At 39.5% G+C, this 15,055-nt stretch carries 13 protein-coding genes; 7 read left to right on the top strand and 6 right to left on the bottom strand.

Annotated elements, in window-relative coordinates; translation table 11 throughout:
- Window positions 1–49: 49 nt before the first annotated feature.
- The gene (locus tag ACOB80_RS04090) at window positions 50–2,737 is read right to left on the bottom strand and encodes a TonB-dependent receptor plug domain-containing protein (protein WP_473164528.1); all 2,688 of its coding nucleotides are present in this window, start codon (window positions 2,735–2,737) and stop codon (window positions 50–52) included.
- A gap of 81 nt (window positions 2,738–2,818) precedes the next feature.
- Window positions 2,819–4,420 carry a beta-helix domain-containing protein gene (locus ACOB80_RS04085; RefSeq protein WP_473164788.1) on the bottom strand — a complete coding sequence of 534 codons (1,602 nt, stop codon included), beginning with the start codon at window positions 4,418–4,420 and terminating at the stop codon, window positions 2,819–2,821.
- 294 nt (window positions 4,421–4,714) lie between these two features.
- Here ACOB80_RS04085 and ACOB80_RS04080 point away from each other — a divergent pair, with 294 nt between their 5' ends.
- The 3 genes from ACOB80_RS04080 to ACOB80_RS04070 are packed head-to-tail and all read left to right on the top strand — an operon-like array spanning window position 4,715 to window position 6,967.
- On the top strand, window positions 4,715–5,878 hold the full coding sequence (locus ACOB80_RS04080; protein ID WP_473164527.1) for an HD-GYP domain-containing protein: 1,164 nt from the start codon (window positions 4,715–4,717) through the stop codon (window positions 5,876–5,878).
- A 37-nt stretch (window positions 5,879–5,915) separates the two neighbouring features.
- A complete protein-coding gene (locus ACOB80_RS04075; protein ID WP_473164526.1) occupies window positions 5,916–6,416 on the top strand; it encodes a GNAT family N-acetyltransferase in 501 nt (166 codons plus the stop codon).
- Window positions 6,417–6,463: 47 nt separating this feature from the next.
- The gene (locus tag ACOB80_RS04070; protein ID WP_473164525.1) at window positions 6,464–6,967 is read left to right on the top strand and encodes a P-loop nucleotide/nucleoside kinase family protein; all 504 of its coding nucleotides are present in this window, start codon (window positions 6,464–6,466) and stop codon (window positions 6,965–6,967) included.
- A gap of 22 nt (window positions 6,968–6,989) precedes the next feature.
- Here the strand turns inward: ACOB80_RS04070 and ACOB80_RS04065 are convergent, their stop codons facing one another.
- Window positions 6,990–8,351 carry a sigma-54-dependent transcriptional regulator gene (locus tag ACOB80_RS04065; RefSeq protein ID WP_473164524.1) on the bottom strand — a complete coding sequence of 454 codons (1,362 nt, stop codon included), beginning with the start codon at window positions 8,349–8,351 and terminating at the stop codon, window positions 6,990–6,992.
- Window positions 8,352–8,353: 2 nt separating this feature from the next.
- Window positions 8,354–9,643 carry a response regulator gene (locus tag ACOB80_RS04060; RefSeq protein WP_473164523.1) on the bottom strand — a complete coding sequence of 430 codons (1,290 nt, stop codon included), beginning with the start codon at window positions 9,641–9,643 and terminating at the stop codon, window positions 8,354–8,356.
- An 81-nt stretch (window positions 9,644–9,724) separates the two neighbouring features.
- Here ACOB80_RS04060 and ACOB80_RS04055 point away from each other — a divergent pair, with 81 nt between their 5' ends.
- On the top strand, window positions 9,725–10,267 hold the full coding sequence (locus ACOB80_RS04055) for a heme NO-binding domain-containing protein (RefSeq protein WP_473164522.1): 543 nt from the start codon (window positions 9,725–9,727) through the stop codon (window positions 10,265–10,267).
- Window positions 10,240–11,691: a sensor histidine kinase gene (locus ACOB80_RS04050; RefSeq protein ID WP_473164521.1), complete on the top strand. Its 1,452-nt coding sequence runs from the start codon at window positions 10,240–10,242 to the stop codon at window positions 11,689–11,691. Before ACOB80_RS04055 ends, ACOB80_RS04050 begins: the two co-directional genes overlap by 28 nt.
- Window positions 11,692–11,714: 23 nt before the next feature.
- Here the strand turns inward: ACOB80_RS04050 and ACOB80_RS04045 are convergent, their stop codons facing one another.
- Complete coding sequence (locus ACOB80_RS04045; protein ID WP_473164520.1) at window positions 11,715–12,554, bottom strand: hypothetical protein; 840 nt, start codon at window positions 12,552–12,554, stop codon at window positions 11,715–11,717.
- A gap of 303 nt (window positions 12,555–12,857) precedes the next feature.
- On the opposite strand from ACOB80_RS04045, the gene ACOB80_RS04040 reads away from it, so the two are divergent.
- Together ACOB80_RS04040 and ACOB80_RS04035 are read left to right on the top strand one after the other, a co-directional pair.
- Window positions 12,858–13,619 carry a DUF1194 domain-containing protein gene (locus ACOB80_RS04040; RefSeq protein WP_473164519.1) on the top strand — a complete coding sequence of 254 codons (762 nt, stop codon included), beginning with the start codon at window positions 12,858–12,860 and terminating at the stop codon, window positions 13,617–13,619.
- 15 nt (window positions 13,620–13,634) lie between these two features.
- Window positions 13,635–14,048 carry a hypothetical protein gene (locus tag ACOB80_RS04035; protein ID WP_473164518.1) on the top strand — a complete coding sequence of 138 codons (414 nt, stop codon included), beginning with the start codon at window positions 13,635–13,637 and terminating at the stop codon, window positions 14,046–14,048.
- A 50-nt stretch (window positions 14,049–14,098) separates the two neighbouring features.
- Here ACOB80_RS04035 and secF read toward each other — a convergent pair whose 3' ends face one another.
- The gene (gene secF / locus ACOB80_RS04030; protein ID WP_473164517.1) at window positions 14,099–15,046 is read right to left on the bottom strand and encodes a protein translocase subunit SecF; all 948 of its coding nucleotides are present in this window, start codon (window positions 15,044–15,046) and stop codon (window positions 14,099–14,101) included.
- Between the last annotated feature and the right edge of the window lie 9 nt (window positions 15,047–15,055).

Below are 15,055 nucleotides of genomic sequence, written 5' to 3'. Positions count from 1 at the left end.
CAAAAAGGCCCGCTTAAAAAGCGAGCCTTTAATAGTCTTAAGAAAGAGTTTAGAAATCGTACTTATAGCTAATGCTAAATTCAGTACCTACTTCTTTTTGTCTTACAGCGATACCTGACTGAGTCACTTCGATATCTTGGTCTAGAATATTCTTAACCTTGAATTTCAATTGCGAATTAAAATCAGGGTAGTAAGTGTAAACTAAGTCTAGCGCGTGGAACGGTTGCTCCATCGCATCTTCACTACCACCTAGACCTGACGCTAAGATACGCTCACCAAATACGTTATAAACAAGAGAACCTGTATGGTTGCCATTGGCAGCATCATAGTTCAATTGAAGGTTTACCACATACTCAGAGTGACCCGTCATACGCTTAGTTGGGTTAGTTAAGTTACCCGCTAATGCTGGGTCAATTTCTACTTCTGAATCACTTAACGTGATATTACCTGAAGTGAAGAAACCGTCCGCTAAGTAAACTAAATCGTGCATCCACTCGAATTCTACACCGTAAACTTCAGCAGTTTCACCGTTAACAAAAGTCGCTGTATAGTCAGCATCACCTACTTGTAAAACTGTTTCAATTGGCGCAGCTATATCTTTGTAGAAGGCTGCAACTGTAAAGTTATCACCGTTATCAGAGTAGTGCTCGTAACGTAGGTCATAGTTTTTCATTGGGCTACTTTGTAAACCAATACGACCAACAGTGCGAATATCGGTTAACGGGTCGATATAAGCAACAGGTACAACTTCACGTAAGTCAGGGCGCACAATAGTTTCACCATAACTTGCTCTAACCTGATAGGTTTCGCCACCTAAATAAGTAAAGGCAAGTGATGGGAAGTAATCATCTGAAATAATACTACCGTCTTCAATTTTTTCTTCAGAGTAGAAAATATCTAAGTCTTTCTGATTGAAGATTAAGCTAGAAGTACCAATAGACGTTTGTTTAAACTCTTCGTAACGAATACCACCACTAATACGGATTTCGTTGTCGAGGATTAAATCAAACGCACCATATCCTGCGTCAATCTTCTGCGCAGCTAAGTAGTCATCTGCATCTGGTGCAGTTGGCTCATTAAAGTCAGTTAAGATACGGTACTGATCTAAAAATGAATCGGTTAAATATCCGCTATTTTCTAGTGGAGATTGAGAACCATCATTAATCGTAATAGCTGAACCTGTTTTGTTATCTACAGTAAAACTTGACGTGGTGTAATTACGCGCTCTATCCGAAAAATCGTAACCTGCTGAAAATTCTAACTCATAACCATCACCATAAATTGGTAAAGTAAAGTTACCACCGTATGACTTCACATGATCTTCCATATCTGTGTAGTTATAAACGGCACGGTTATCATCACCAGTAATACTAGAGTTCTGATAAACGCTATTTTCATAGTTGTCTCTAAATCTAAAATCTGCAGCAAAAGGAATTTCTGTTTTTGCTTCAGATTCCGTATATTGCCAGTCAAAACCTAACCCGTCTAAATCAACAAATGTATGCTGACCAATGACTTGGTTAACTTGCAATGTACGTTCTTCATAGTTAAAGCTATGTTTACGATCTGCTCGTCCATCCGTTGCGATAGCAAAAACGTTACTACCTGCAGGACTTTCTTGTAAAGACACTTCCACTTCATCTTCGTTATCAACTAGATACAAGTTGTTAAACTCTAATGAGTGGTTATCTAGCTTGTAACCAAAATTAAGTACTGCATTATATGTTTCGTTTTCAGTCGTAACTTGTGAATTCGTCACTGTAACGAAACAAGAGTTAGCAACGTCTTCAGAAGTCGCTAACGACGTAGAACAGTTTTCTTTAAGATCTTGAGAAATAACTGAGGTGTATTTTTCCGCAGAGTCCCACTCATTTTCGTAAGAAAATGATGCTAAAAACCCGATTCGACCACCAAAGTAGTTTTCGTCAAAACTATCGCCAATATGCGCTTTAACATTGTATGTTGGGTCTAAAGACTCTTCTTTGATCGCTAAATCACGAGGTAAAGCCATCAAAAGATCTTGGTTTATTTCGACCGCTTGCTGAGAAACTGTTTGACTATCCGTATTTTGTAAATTATCACGTTTAATAATGTTACTTGTCGAAAAGTCACCGCGATACTGAACAATTGCATCGCTTAGTTTCTGCGGTAAAGAACCGCCAGGACGGTTATAAGTATATCCATCGCTAGCGCTGGTATCTTTAGCAATACCCACTTCAATACTCGCGGTAAAGTCGCTCGGTACTGATTTGGTGCGGATATCGATTGAACCACCACCAAATGCCGCAGGCATGTTTGCAGAAAAAGCTTTCTGAACTGCCATACTTTCAATGATGCTAGAAGGAATAATATCTAAAGGAACAACGTTTCTCGTTAAATCTGGGCTTGGAATGTTAGCACCATTTAAACGAGCACTTGAATAACGCTCACCTAAACCACGAACGTAGATAAATTTGCCATCTACTAAAGTCAAACCAGTGACTCGGCGTAACGCTGATGCAGCATCACTGTCGCCGGTTCTCGACATTTGCTCTGAACCCAATATGTCAGCAACAAATGCTTGGTTTTTACGTTCTGCTACTACAGCCGCTGCGCTACCTTGAAGACGCGTTGCCTTAGCAACAACTTCTTCCATCGCTTGTTGCTCTTCTTCCTGAGCAATAGCCGCACCTGTATAGCTAAACAAACCTAACCCGACAGCAACAGCAAGCTTTTGGAGTTTATATTGATTTGTCATTTTAAAATCCTAATTCAGTATTCAATAAAAAGGCGCCATTAAGTGTGTTGAGGCGCCTTATTGACTATTTGTACTAAGTGATTAGTCGTTGTCAGCTGCTGCTACTGCTGCTTGAACCCACTTGTACCAAACTGAATCAGTGTCTTGGTCTGAAACTGCGCCGATGAAGTTAACTGTATCGAAGAAGTCATCGTTTAGAGCTGATAAGTCGTTTGCTGAAACAGTGATATCAGAAGTTGCAGTATCTGTAGAGAAACCGTCTGCTGATAATACTGCTGCGTTACCACCTAATAACTCAGTAGTACCTGAACGCTCGAACCATGCTTGAGGGCTCATATCTGCAGGCATTTGAGTCTCATCACGGAAGTTAGATACACAAGCTAGAACTGAGTTGTTGAACGTGATTTCGTCAGCGTGCTTTAAGCCGTCTGATTTAAATTCGATACAATCTGTTTCGTTAGTTGAGTTATCAGTTTTAATCGCTAGCGCATTGTAGTAGTTTGTTTTGATACCATCGTCAAACTTGAATGCTTGAGAAGGGTCACCTTCGCGAACTGCTTTACCGTCAGTTGTGATAACAGTAACGTTAGCAATTGTTGGGAAAGAAGCTGGAGCTTCGTCGTAATCAGCACCGCTGTTTTGCTCACCGTCAGTTTCGAAACCATTGTTACCTAAGTAAGCAGTCTCACCTGTACGTGTTGTAACAGTGCCGTGCTTAACAAAGATAAATTGTGCTTTACCCTGCCAACCTGCATCGATATCAACTGCGTCATCTTGTGTTTCAGTAACAGCGATGTGCTTGATAGTTGCTGCACCACCGAAAAATTCTACGCCGTCATCGAAACCTTGATGAATGTGAAGGTATTCAAATGAAGAACCTGAACCTACCGCGTTAAGTGTTAATGAGTTTAAGTCATCGCCTGGCTCGCTACCAATTTTAGGACCTGAACCTGCGTACCAGATTTTAGCGAACTTGATGTTACCGCTACCATCATCATTATTGTTACCACCGAAGTAGCTTAAGATACCTTCAGAGCCAACGTTACATGTGTTAGCCGCACGTTGCGCGTTAGTACATTGGTTAGTAACACCTTGACCATTGATGATAATTCCACCCCAGTCAGCGTATTGTGCGCCCTTACCTTCTAAGTCGTGACGGTCATATGCGAATGCTGAAGTAAAAGTAATTGGCTTCTCGTAAGTACCTACCGCTTGGATTTTTGCACCACGAGCGATACGAATAATCGCTTCACCTGATTTAAACGCGATAGTTGCACCTGGACGAACAGTCATTGTTGGACCATTTTCAGGAATAACAAAGCCTTCGTCTGTACGGCCATCTTTACCAATTAAAAGTGCGTCTTCGAATAAGTGAACACCGCCTTCTGGTAATTCTTCAAACGTTAGGTTTGAAGTGATTTCAATGTTTTTGCTAGCAAATGAATCGTTATATAAACAGTCCATGCCATCGTAAGTACCTTCTACTGTACCTGCATCAGTTTCGTATTTCGCACATTCAACAGGATCTGTAGTACCAGGGTTTGTTGTGTTGTTTGAATTGTTTACACTGTTATCAACACTGTGGTCGTTAACTGTAGGTTCAATTTTAATATCGCCACCACAACCAACTAAAGCTAATGCTAAAGCTACAGTACTTACCTTGAATAGTGATTTCATTTGCATCTCGTTTGCTCCAAAAGAGTATTTATTAATATTGTGTTTTGTTAGCTGCTGAACTTTTTCTTGTCTTTGACTTGTCAAAAAACTTTCATTCAGTCAGCTTGATTTAAAGTTGGGCATATCCTACGGAGCGAAAATGACAGAAATGTTTTAGAAATATGTAATTTTTGTTTCTCAAACATGACAACCAGATGACAACCAAGTTAGGCATTCTGTCTAAAATAAGGTACAGTGAATATTCGTATACCTTTTGTACGCCTAATTAAAATAATAATAAAAGCCTTGTTGGAAGTAGAAATGGCCGAGAACGTTACGTTAGATATAGAAGAGCTTAGAGTGGGCATGTATGTTCAAGATATTATTTTGAAAAACAGCCAACACAAAGTAAAAAACAAAGGAAAAGTGAATTCCGAGCGCACTATTGCTATGTTGAAAAAGCAAGGTGTGGCGCAAGTTGTTGTCGAGTTAACGGATGAACAAGTTGCAGAAAGGGAAAATGCAAAAAATAATCCGCCTATAGAAGAAGTATCTATTGCTGATGAATTCGAACGTTCATGTCAGATTTATGACGATGCCAGCGAAAAAGTGAAAGAACTATTAACTAATTCGGCGATGGATAAACCTTTAAGTCCAGAAGCAATGAATGTTCTTGCTGATGAGATTACCCAATCAGTTATGCGCAATGAAAATGCTATAACAATTCTTACCCGTATTCGAACCAAGCAACATTATCAATGGCAACACGCCATTAATTGTGGTGTGTTAGTGTGCGGCTTTGGCTTGTATATCGGCTTAAAAGAACAAACAGTGAAAGAAATGACATTAGGTGCGCTGTTACATGATATAGGTAATGCAAAAGTCCCTAGGGATCTGCTCGAGAAAAATGAAAAGCTCACTAAAAACGAAATGGACTTGATAAAAAAGCATGTTTTCTGGGGTATTGAAATGGCTAAGCGTGAAGGGTTCTCCAGCCCTGTAATTATCGACATGCTAGTAAATCATCATGAACGAATGGATGGTTCAGGTTATCCACGTGGCCTAAATAAATCTAAATTGTCGAAGCTTTCACGTATGACAGCTATTGTCGATGTATACGATGCAATGACAGGTGATAGAAGCTACAAAAAAGGTGAACTGCCAGGAACTGTATTACGCCATCTTTTGCAAAACCAAGCCCAATTTGACCAAGAATTAGTGCAACAATTTATTAAGTTTATTGGTGTCTACCCTGTTGGCTCACTCGTCATTCTCAGTAATGAAAAGCTTGCGATTGTTACAGAAGGAAACAGAGTTGAGCCGCTAAACCCAGTCGTTAAAGCAATATTTAGCTTAAAATTAGGGCAAAAAATAACACCGGCTGACATTGATTTAAGTACCAGTGATGAGAAAATTGTAGGAATGGCTGAAGCCGATGACTATAACTTAAACATGAACCACATCATTCGTACCATGTTTGGCTAATACTCCACTTTATATACTCCAAATAAACATTGATACTATGGAATTACAATCCCCTTCTGTTCGCTATCAAGCAAGTTACTGTGACTATATCGAATCGCTTGGTAATGAAGAACGCTACCCGTTTACCTTAGATTTACCTCATGAAAATTTTGACCAATGGTTAGCCACTGTTCAAGGTTACTCTCAAGGCCTTAATTTACCCCCTAATGCCGCAACAAACAGCACGCTGTGGCTAATAGAAGATAGCGAAATTATTGGTGTCACCAATATACGCCATCATCTTAACGATGCAATAAAGCACTGCGGAGGTCACATTGGTTTGAGTATTAAGCCAAGTCATCGCGGAACGGGTTTAGGTAAGAAGTTAATGAAACTGTCGATTGAGCGCTTGTTCTCACTTGGCATTAATGAGGTTCATGTTCATTGCTACAAACATAACCCAGCCTCTGCGCAAGCTATAGTTGCCAACAAGGGTAAACTGCATTCAGAATTAGACCTGGATGGCAATATTGTGCAACGGTTTATCGTCGTAAAATAATGCTCTAGCCGTAATCTACCCCGTAAACATTTCATGAGGTTCTTATTTTGCTGTATATATTTTCTGGTTTACCTGGCACGGGGAAATCGACCCTTTCACGCTACTTATCAACAACCATCGCAGGCTCATATTTACGCGTAGATACCGTTGAACAGCAAATGAAAGACTGCGGAAGTGGTAAGATATACGATCAAGGCTACAAGTTAGCTGCCGCTATCGCGACCGATAACCTATTATTAGGATTAAATGTTATCGCAGACTCTACCAATCCAGTCACAGAGTCTCGCCAGTTGTGGCATCAAGCAGCACGCAAAGCTGATGCAAAGTTTGTCGACATTGAAATTATTTGCTCTGACCAAACTGAGCATAAAAAGCGCGTCGAATTAAGAAAATCAGATATTCCAAATCTAACATTACCGAGTTGGGATTCAGTTATTAATCGAGAGTACCATACTTGGACAAGCAATAGACTCTTGCTAGATACTGCTGGAAAAACAATAGCGCAGAGCCAACAAGAATTACTAACGCTGTTAAACATTAATCTCTCGTAGCTCGCAGATGTTCGCTAGTGTGTTAATTCGATTTCCAAGCCTGTAATTTGCGATACAAGGTAGATGGGTTCACCTTTAAACTAACTGCCGCCTCAGAAATATTTCCATGACACGCATCAATTGCTGCTAATATCGCCCTCTTTTCGATATCCGCTAATGTACCTCCTTGATATGGTGCTTGATTATTAACAGACAAATCCGTGGATTCATTATTATTTGCTTCATGATTAGAATAAATAACAAGCTCTCCTAACCCTTGTTCCAGTAAGTCCTTACTTATTTCACTATTCGTCGCAATGATAACCAACTGATGTATCAAGTTTTCCATCTGGCGTACATTGCCAGGCCACTCATAAGTTTCAATGAATGTAGTCGCGGCTTGATCAAAGCCTTTAATATCTCTGTCGTGCTGTTGATTAAACTTCTGTAGAAAATGATTAGCCAACAACATGATGTCTGAATTTCGCGCTGACAGTTTTGGAATTTTTAGCGTCATCACAGCTAAACGATAAAACAAATCCTCGCGGAACTCACCAGATTGCGTCGCTTGGTGTAAGCTCATTGAAGATGCGGACACTAATTGAGCCTTTAATGGAAGAACTTCAGAGCTGCCCAAAGGCGTATATTCGCGCTCTTGAATAACTCTTAAAAGCTTTGCTTGAATTGGCAAAGGCAACGTGGTTACCTCGTCAAGAAAGACTGTACCACTTTTCGCTTGCGCTAGTAGACCATCAAAATCTTTATCGGCTCCGGTAAATGCACCTTTACGATGACCAAATAATTGCGACTCTAACAAATGCTCTGAGAAGTTAGCGCAGTTAAAGGCAACATAAGGGTGCTCAGCTCTGGTACTACAAGAGTGAAGCGACTTAGCAACCAGCTCTTTACCTGTACCTGTTTCACCATGAATAAAGATGGGAACATTAGCGTCGGCTACGGTTTTAATTTGCTCTTTCAACGATAAAATTTCAGGAGATTCGCCAATGAATTTAATGCCTGAATTGTCGTGCTTCACCTCTTGAGTTAAATGGGAAGCGACTAACTCACGAATTTCAGTATTTTTCCAAGGCTTACTTAAAAATTGTTGCACGTAGCCATGGTTAAAACCATCGATAACTACATCAAAATCTTGATAGGCACTCAACAACACCCGATGAATGTTGGGGTGAGACTGAGCGATTTTCCCTAAAAACTCTAAACCGGTCATAAATGGCATGCGTTGATCAGAAATAATCAGTACCGGCTCATCTTCTGAAACCGCTGTTAACGCACTTGAAGGAGATGAAAAGGTTTTAATTTCAACTGGAAGTGACATCAAGGTGCGATAAAGCGCTTGTAGGATCTGCTCTTCATCATCAACTAAATAAATTAAAGGCTGAGACATACTTATACCACTCCTTGTGGTTTGAGTTCAGATGTGACAAACATGATTAGCATGTCTTCTACGTTATCTTGGACTACATTCAACTTCTCTGCGATAGAAGAAGATATTTCAGTGCCTTGCGATAACAGCTTATGACCATTCGCCTTAAACAAGTCGCGCGCTAATATATCGCCAACATTAAGCTGCGAGCATGTTTTCGCTCTTTCTAGCTGAAACTGAGCTTGTTGCTCATAAATATCTCTAAAATGATGAAGTAATTGACTGTCAACCAGCTCTTTGCCCTCAGTTGCTAACCATGAAAAAGCGCGTTCTGCCGACATTGCGGTACCATTAAAGCGACCAAGAATAAGATCATCAAACAGAACAACTAGGCGAAGAATTTTACTCGCGTGTTTTAACGTTGCACTTTGATATTCGTCACAATCAGACTCTGTACTAAAATCACTATTGGCATAACATAAAATAATATCTGCGGCTTCAGTAAACATTAAGACACTGCGAAGTAGTAAGGAAGATTCAACCGCTTGTTTTTGATACGCAAAATATTGCTCAGGCAATTTGTCCGTATTTGCGTTTTCTTCTAACAATGAAAGGTTATTTTTCATGGCCAAACGATAAGTCAAACAAGCTAAAAATAAGTTGTTATGCTCTGCAGACAATAAGCCCGATTCTTCTGCAATTAACTTTGCTTGGTGCGCAATGCGAAACTCATGTCCCGAAACATCTTGTAAATGGTGAGCCGTCACTAAAGGTAAAAGACCGATACATTGCTTAATCGCTTCATGATTTTTTTGAAGTTGTTCCTGAGCAGCCACCTGCTCGTCTAACATTTTGTCAATCACCGACAACACGGTTTTTTGCTCTAAGCGAAGGTTTTCTTTTGCCTTTTGCAGAGACTTAATTTTCTCCGAACGTAACTGCTCAGTTTTGATTTCACTTGCAAGGGCCAACAATTTATCTTTTACATCTTTATTAGACCAAGGCTTGTTAAAATAAGCTGAAACATTAACCTTATTTATCACTTTTTGGGCAGCTTCTACATCAGCATAACCAGTAATTACGCAGCAACGTGTCGCTTTATTTTCATTTCTAATTTTTAAAAGAAAGTCTTCACCTGATATTTGTGGCATTTTCATATCCGACATCACAATATGTGTTGGATGAAGTTCAAAAAATTTTAGGGCTCGAAATGGGTCTGTAAAGCCAAAAACCTCAAAATCTAACGCTAATACCCTTTTAAGCGACTCAATAACTTGAGGTTCATCGTCTACAATGATAATACTTGGACGCATACAATCCTTTTTTACTTTTGAATAAGTGACTTAGCTCTGTCTATACTTAACAAAAGTATAGTGCAAATTATGGATGTCAATATGAAAGGCATGGTTTTTTTAGGTTTCGAGCAATTTGTTATAGATAAATATCAGCTATCAAGTTGGCAAACAGTGATAGACGAAGTAAACCCAGAGAGCCAAGGTATCTATCTGGCTAGCGATTTTTATCCTGACGAAGAGCTGCTCGCTTTGATTACGGCGTTATCTGGCCTAGTTTCAGTAACTCCTGCAGAAATCTTACGACAATTTGGTACTTTTGTGTTCCCAACCCTTTATGGCAGTATCGCAAACAGCTTGCCTGAACAAGATAACTTGTTTGATTTTTTGTTATCTGTCGACAGCGTCATTCATGTACAAGTTAAAAAATCAGATCCGCAAGCATATACACCAACCATGTTTCATGACCAACCAGATGAAAATACCCTACTACTGCGATACTTATCAAAAAGGCAATTATGTCATTTCGCAGAAGGATTAATTTTAGGGGCAGCAAAGCACTACGATACCCAGATATCCATTAATCAGCCGCAATGCACCCACCAAGGTGACGAAGAATGTCTCATCAAAATAGTGAAAAAATAGAACAATACCAACAAGAAATAGCTTTATTAAAAAAGGCGCTAAACAGAGAGCACAAAGCCAGAGAATTATTAGAGAATAAAATAGCAAACTTTGAACAGTCCCAGTTCGATATTAATAAGGAACTGCTAAGTTCGTACGAGAGTGCGAGAATTAGAGAAGTTCAATTACAATTTCTTGCCTTTTTATCAAAGGCAAATATCAGCGATAAATCGTTAAACGAGATTACTGTGTACTTCGCTGATAATATCCACCAGCTATTTAATGGTGTTCATTGTTTATTGGGCAACCAAGTTATCAATGGCAAAATACAATGGCAAATCAAGAAACCTAACCAAGACTGGCAACTAGCGAAACTTCCCGAAAGCTTCATCGCTCAACTCAATCAATCGAGTAAGCCCAACCAGTGGTTAAGATTTAGGTCTAACCAATTTTCTTATCTGAATGAGCATTACCCGAATCAAGTAGTGCTATCGGTAGAGTTTGATGTTAAACAACGCCAAAAAGTTTATATCGTGCTAATTTTAGAGCATTACTGCTATAGCGACGACTTTAAAGACACTCTACAAATCGCCGCTTCGCAATTTGCTAGCATGTTAGAAAAGCAAATTACCGATGCTGAATTAAACTTTAATTATCACAAGCTAAAGTCAACGGTAAAAACACTGAAGAAAACTCAGCGGCAACTTCTTCACTCTGAAAAAATGGCGTCTTTAGGCACTCTAGCAGCAGGTGTTGCGCATGAAATTAACAACCCGTTAAGTTACTTAGCGAGTAATTTAGAAACCTTACAAGAATATTTAAGCGTCATAAATAACGAGTTATCTGAAGTGAGCCAATCAAGCCAACGAGAGCTTTCTTCCAACATAGTGTACATACAAGATGACTTACCTAAACTTATCACCGCCTGTAGTGATGCAACGACCCGTATTTCTGAAATTGTAAGCAGCCTACGAACCTTTTCAAGAAAAGAAGATGACAGTGTCACTGATGTCAATTTAATAAAAGTTATTCATGCTGCCCTAGAGATCGTTAGCAACTCGTTAAAATACAACCATATTGTAGAAGAGAAATATCATCAAGAGGCGCTATTTTGTGTCGGGAATTTTGGTCAACTACAGCAAGTATTTGTTAATTTATTTGTCAATGCTAGCCATGCGATGCCTGATGGGGGCACCTTAAGAGTAACCAGTAGTAGTAATGAAGATCAAATAGTCATTACCGTATCAGACACTGGGATAGGCATGTCCAATGAAACTCAAAAGCACATCTTTGAACCTTTTTACACCACCAAGTCAGAAAATCAAGGCACAGGGTTAGGGCTTTCTGTTAGCTATGCAATTATTTCTAACCACAGAGCCTACATAGATGTAGAGTCTAAAGAAGGAGTGGGAACCTCATTTACTTTGAGGTTCCCAACGGATTAGAGAAAGGCGAATGAGCTGGCTATTTATAATGATGTTAGCTTAGGCGCCGGTTGATATATGTGAAATATACGATGGCGGTTTTCTGTCAACGCGTTCTGTGTCGGGTTTCTAAACAGGATAGAAATCTCAATTTCATCATCATTAAAATCAGAATCTTGGTCACAAAATATCATTGCACTAACAGGGTAAATACCTTTATCAAGTGTTACTTCGCCAGTATGAATACCGTTAGATGCTGAATTGCCCAAGAAACTAATGCGCGTATCAATAACTCGTTTTTTGTTGATAAAAAATCTTGAATAACATGAGCCAATTTTACTCATTCCTTTTTCATTGCGTTGCGCTGAATTTTTAGCGATATTAATTTTAATACCTACTTGATGACGCCCTTTCACTTTATTTGGTAGAAGCCCACTTAGCAAATACATGCTTTTTCTAGGCTCGGCAATTCCATATCTATGATGGCTGGTTAACGAAAAACGCGTTTCATTAAGAACAAAAGTACCTACATCATTTAAGGTGCTGGCTGACTCAATTGAGTCTGGCGCCGGATATACGCGGGTAATCCAACCAGGAAACAAGTTGTTGTTCTGCAATGCCTTTTGTTCCAACTGGCGATAATCGCCCTTATATGGATTTATTGTTCTTAACCACGAAAGCTCTTCTTGGAACTCAACCAATGTTTGATCTTTCGAAGCGATGGTTTTCTCAAGCTTAGCTTTCTGGGCAACAATATAAAAGCCACAACCAATTAGACACATTAACAAGGCAGCAAGTGTTATGTATAAGTACCACTTTCCTTTACGCGTTGCTGTATTGGTAATATATCTGTCTTTGCGATAACTACTAGATAAACTGCTCATCGTTCTTCTCCTGATTTCTTCTGGGCCGATTATTCTTGGCCTATCTTGCCTGCCGATAACTCTTGGCCTCTGTACCGTTGCAAAGAAAACACCAAATTAAATCATGTTAATTTTCATATAGTTACAAAATTCCTTTTCATCATTTTTGCAATTTGCAATGCAAAATAAATACACGATTTGCGTTTTTGCAAAAATCAAATGACAAGAACAAATAAAAGCCTTATTTTTCAAAACCTTATTTTTGGAATGCTGGTTGCAAGGTGTTTAGCGTAAAAGTTCATACCGAGCTAATAGGAGGCGAAGATGATTAAAAAACTATTAATCGCTGTGCTATGCCTGACGATAAGCAATTACAGTACTGCAATAGAAGTTGTTGACGTAGAACTGCAATTACTTATCGATATTTCGGGCAGCGTCGACAGCCAAGAATATGATCTACAAATGCAGGGCTATCAAGCGGCATTTGAGAGCGATACGGTCAGTAACGCTATCATCAATGGCCACCTTGGAAAAATAGCGGTACAAATGATTATGTGGTCAGGTAGAAACCAGCAGCAAGTCATGATTGATTGGACATTAATAGACAGCGTTGAAGCGTCAAACAACTTCGCCGCAACAATCGCTACTCTGGCACGTCCATTTGCAGGAATGACAGCTATTGGTAGCGCAATCGCCTACTCTTACCCGCAATTTGATACCAACGATTATCAAGGTACAACGCAGGTTATCGACATTTCGGGCGACGGTACCAGAAACTCAGGTTTAGCTAACGATGTTGCTCGCGACGCAGCTCTTGCAGCTGGCGTAGATACCATTAACGGTATCGTCATTACTCAAGATTCTAACGTAGTCGATCAGTATGCTGATACTGTTGTTGGCGGAGATACACCATTTCTTTTAGCGCCAGCGACCTTTCCTGACTTCCAATTGGCGATAGAAAACAAAATCGCAGCGGAAATAGCGGGAACGACACCACCGAATGCAGTACCTATTTCTGAGCCAGCTCACGTCACTGTATTAGCACTGTCAATATTAGTAATGTTTCGTAGAAAATTTGTGAAGTAATTTAGGGGATGAATCATGAGATATTTTAATCAAATCGTTGCAATCGCATTATTTGCTTTTACATGCCAACTACACGCTGGAGAAATTACCTTTGAATTTGGACAAGTGACTGTTGATGAAAACGCAGAACCAGTAGGTTTTGAAAAGACCTTATCGATTCCTATCACTAAGCAGGGTCAAAATGTCATGTATGGATTAATCGTTAAGAGCTCTTCTGATCGCGTATTTTCTTTAGACTCTGTACATACTTTGCCAACCCTAACAACACAAACGACTAAGTTGATCGGCAAAACCATCAATGTAAAAACACAAGCGGCGATATTTCTCCGCACTCAATCAAACGACATACCAGGTGAATATCTAATGGAAGTATTCATCGATGGAACGCTTCAAAAGACCTTTAAATATGAACTTGTTGCCAAAAATTAAAACAAAAAAGCCATGCAAAGCATGGCTTTTTTACATCACTCTTAAAATGACTAAGGCATCATAACGTCTTGATCAGCGCCTTCTTTTTCTACTACTTCAGGAATCAAATCTTCTTTTGAAATACCTAATAGTAAAGCTAAAGAGCTGGCAATATAGATAGACGAGTACGTACCGATGAATACACCAAATAATAACGCTGTTGCAAAACCATGAATTAATGCACCGCCTTTAAAGAACAAGGCCAACAATACCAAGATTGTCGTCAATGATGTGATAAAGGTTCGGCTTAGCGTTTGAGTTAATGAGATATTAATCACTTCCTCAGGTCCACCTTCACGGATCTTTCTGAAGTTTTCACGGATACGGTCAGAAACAACAATCGTATCGTTAAGGGAATAACCAATAACGGCTAAAATTGCTGCTAATACGGTTAAATCAAACTCTAGGCCTAAAACAGAAAACAAGCCTAGCGTTAAGATTACATCGTGAAATAGTGCAAATACCGCGCCTAACGCGAAACGCCATTCAAAGCGAAAGGCAACATAGATTAAGATACAAATAAGCGCAGTCAGCATTGCTAAGCCGCCCTGCTCTTTTAATTCGTCACCAACACTCGCACCAACGAACTCAATGCGTCGCATATCCACTTTTTGGCCAGTACCTTGAACTAATATATCTAATATTTGGTTACCTAGCATTTCCGCTTTGATGTCATCGCGTTGTGCTAAGCGAATAACAACATCACGAGAGCTACCGTAAAGTTGTACGACTGCATCTTCAAAGCCATTGCTATCCATTAATTGACGGATCTGACTTAACTCAGCAGGTTGTTCAAAACCAACCTCAATCAAGGTACCGCCAGTAAAATCTAAACCAAAGTTTATTTTATTGGTAAAGAAAGAAACAAAACACGCCATAATAACCAATAAGCTAAGTATCATGGCTGGTTTTCGTAACCGCATAAACTCTACGGTGTTTTTAATTAGAAAAAACTGCATGGTGTTACT

The organism is Thalassotalea coralli, assembly GCF_055786205.1.
The sequence above is the reverse complement of the archived record's forward strand: the minus strand, read 5'-3'. Positions and strand labels throughout refer to the sequence as shown.

Excerpts from the sequence above, each read along its gene's own strand:
- ACOB80_RS04035 (WP_473164518.1), top strand. The coding sequence starts at position 13,635 with ATGAGATATTTTAATCAAATCGTTGCAATCGCATTATTTGCTTTTACA.
- ACOB80_RS04045 (WP_473164520.1), bottom strand. The coding sequence starts at position 12,554 with ATGAGCAGTTTATCTAGTAGTTATCGCAAAGACAGATATATTACCAAT.
- ACOB80_RS04060 (WP_473164523.1), bottom strand. The coding sequence starts at position 9,643 with ATGCGTCCAAGTATTATCATTGTAGACGATGAACCTCAAGTTATTGAG.
- secF (WP_473164517.1), bottom strand. The coding sequence starts at position 15,046 with ATGCAGTTTTTTCTAATTAAAAACACCGTAGAGTTTATGCGGTTACGA.
- ACOB80_RS04085 (WP_473164788.1), bottom strand. The coding sequence starts at position 4,420 with ATGCAAATGAAATCACTATTCAAGGTAAGTACTGTAGCTTTAGCATTA.
- ACOB80_RS04090 (WP_473164528.1), bottom strand. The coding sequence starts at position 2,737 with ATGACAAATCAATATAAACTCCAAAAGCTTGCTGTTGCTGTCGGGTTA.
- ACOB80_RS04065 (WP_473164524.1), bottom strand. The coding sequence starts at position 8,351 with ATGTCTCAGCCTTTAATTTATTTAGTTGATGATGAAGAGCAGATCCTA.
- ACOB80_RS04055 (WP_473164522.1), top strand. The coding sequence starts at position 9,725 with ATGAAAGGCATGGTTTTTTTAGGTTTCGAGCAATTTGTTATAGATAAA.
- ACOB80_RS04050 (WP_473164521.1), top strand. The coding sequence starts at position 10,240 with ATGTCTCATCAAAATAGTGAAAAAATAGAACAATACCAACAAGAAATA.
- ACOB80_RS04040 (WP_473164519.1), top strand. The coding sequence starts at position 12,858 with ATGATTAAAAAACTATTAATCGCTGTGCTATGCCTGACGATAAGCAAT.
- ACOB80_RS04080 (WP_473164527.1), top strand. The coding sequence starts at position 4,715 with ATGGCCGAGAACGTTACGTTAGATATAGAAGAGCTTAGAGTGGGCATG.
- ACOB80_RS04075 (WP_473164526.1), top strand. The coding sequence starts at position 5,916 with ATGGAATTACAATCCCCTTCTGTTCGCTATCAAGCAAGTTACTGTGAC.